Origin of the sequence: Candidatus Magnetaquicoccus inordinatus (assembly GCF_004217665.1) — a bacterium.
Lineage (GTDB): Bacteria > Pseudomonadota > Magnetococcia > Magnetococcales > Magnetaquicoccaceae > Magnetaquicoccus > Magnetaquicoccus inordinatus.
Window position 1 is genome coordinate 10794 of the sequence record NZ_RXIU01000099.1, and the last position, 1966, is coordinate 12759.

Genomic DNA, 1966 nt, shown 5'->3' on the forward strand with positions numbered 1-1966 from the left:
TTCTGTTGCTGGGGGTAATCAGCCAGCGCATTCGTCGTTTGGCTTTGTGTGCGGATGGTTTGCAACAGGGCAAGGATGCCAAGCTGTTGGCGGCTCAGTTGCAGATTTTTTGGAAAGAGCAGGCACAATTTTTTGCGCAAAGCCGCGCCATCGCCCCCCGCAAACTGGCCGATGCCCTGGTGGATTGCCTGGAGGCTGATCGGCTGTTGAAGGGGGGGGGAGCCACACCATTGCCAGAGGGACAAATCATGGGGCGGTTGGTGATGCGCCTGTCGAGCCGTTTTGCCAATCGGCGTTAGGGGCAGTGGAGTCATAGAGCTGATGCCGCATGCGCAGCAACCACAACCAGGCCAGACTTAAACCGACAGCGATCAGCATAAAAAAGAGATAAGGCCAGTGCTGGTAGACCATGCCACCCACTACCGGCCCCACGCCCCGCCCCAGGGCGCTCATCGATTGAAAAAGCCCCAACAGCAATCCTTGTTGCTGGGGTGAGCAGTTGAGGCTGACCAGGCTGGACAAACCGGGATGGACCAAACCGGAACCAGCGGCAATCATGGCCAAGGCGGCCAACACGATACTGAACTGCTCCTGGGTAAAGAGGGCAATACCGGCACTGATCAGCAACAGCCCCAAGCCAGCGGTTTTTTGCTCGCCCCAATGGGCAGCCAGATGGCGAACGATACCGCCCTGCACCAGGACTGCCACCACCCCGATATAGGAAAAGATCCAGCCGACTGTTTGCACTGTCCACTGCCATTGTGCTTGTCCCCAGAGGGGCATGATCACCTCAAAGGCGGCAAACAGGGTAGTAAAGATACCCATCAAAAAGCAGACATGCAGAGCGCCCGGCAACTGTTTGGCCTCTTGCCAGGGTGCACCCCACAAAGGATGGCCGCGACGTTGGTTATTGCTGCTGCGTTGTGCGGCCGGATAGGATTCGCCCAACCAGAAGAGAGCGGCCACGCCATTGATGGCGGTAATCAAGGCTGCCAGCAGTGGCGCGGCGGATAGTCCCTGTCCAGAGGTCAAGCTGCCCAAGGCCGGTCCCAGGATAAAACCCAGACCGAAGGCCACACCGATCAAGCCCATGGCTTTGGTGCGTTTTTCCGGGGTAGTGAGATCGGCCAGAGCGGCCTGTGCCACAGCGATATTGGCACCCATGATGCCGGCCAGAGCACGTGCCAGCAGTAAAAGGGTATAGCTTTCGGCCAAGCCATAGAGCAAATAGGAGAATGAGGAGCCAAACAGCCCGATCAACAGCACCGGGCGCCGCCCGATACGATCGGAAAGCCGCCCCCACAGCGGGGCGAAAACAAATTGCATGAGTGAAAAGATGGCCATCAGCCAACCGATTTCGGCCGCCGAAGCCTGAAAACGGGGATCTGCTGCATACAGGGGCATCAGCGGCAAGACCATGCCAAAACCCAGAAGATCCATAAAAACGGTAAAAAAGATGATACCAACCGAGGCAGTGCGTCGCATGCGACATATCCAGTTGCAGGAGAGATCAAAAGGCTGAGTATAACGCCATCTGCTAGCAGACACCAGTTTGCAGAGATCCAACAGCAGGGCAATCGCGTTTGAAAATCAGAAAACTATTATGGAGGTCCAGGAGGAGATTATCTTCTCCTGGTGGGTGCAGGGCAAAGCCCTGCTGGCAATGTGCGGCGTTTCACAAAAGCGAATGCGTAGCATTCGCGCACGCCGCACAGATTTGTGCCCCGAAGGGGCACTCTTTGGGAGGGCGGACGCCCGACATGCACAGTTTCGCTTGTGGCAACAGTGAGGAAATTGGCAAATGCGATTGCCCTGGATCCAACAGAGTTGGTTCGTACAAAAGAGTTGACCGCATCTACGCACCCCTACTGTGGGATAAACGCAAAACGGTAACTATTCAGGTTGGTGCTGGCTCGCCAGCTCTACCCCCATGGGGATGCTGTGCGGATTGGCGCAAAAAGGCGCG

2 protein-coding genes are annotated in these 1966 nt (G+C 56.7%); one reads left to right on the top strand and one right to left on the bottom strand.

Annotated features, from left to right (window positions below; all coding sequences use genetic code 11):
* A partial coding sequence (locus tag EJP87_RS08830) for a DNA polymerase III subunit delta (protein WP_227657545.1) occupies positions 1-299 on the top strand: 299 nt, incomplete at its 5' end.
* Here the strand turns inward: EJP87_RS08830 and EJP87_RS08835 are convergent.
* Positions 247-1485 (bottom strand): MFS transporter, encoded by a 1239-nt coding sequence (locus tag EJP87_RS08835; RefSeq protein ID WP_130471501.1) that lies wholly within the window; start codon positions 1483-1485, stop codon positions 247-249. The genes EJP87_RS08830 and EJP87_RS08835 overlap by 53 nt on opposite strands.
* Positions 1486-1966 lie beyond the last annotated feature (481 nt).

Coding starts and splice junctions, on each gene's coding strand:
- EJP87_RS08835 (WP_130471501.1), bottom strand. CDS start 1,485: ATGCGACGCACTGCCTCGGTTGGTATCATCTTTTTTACCGTTTTTATG.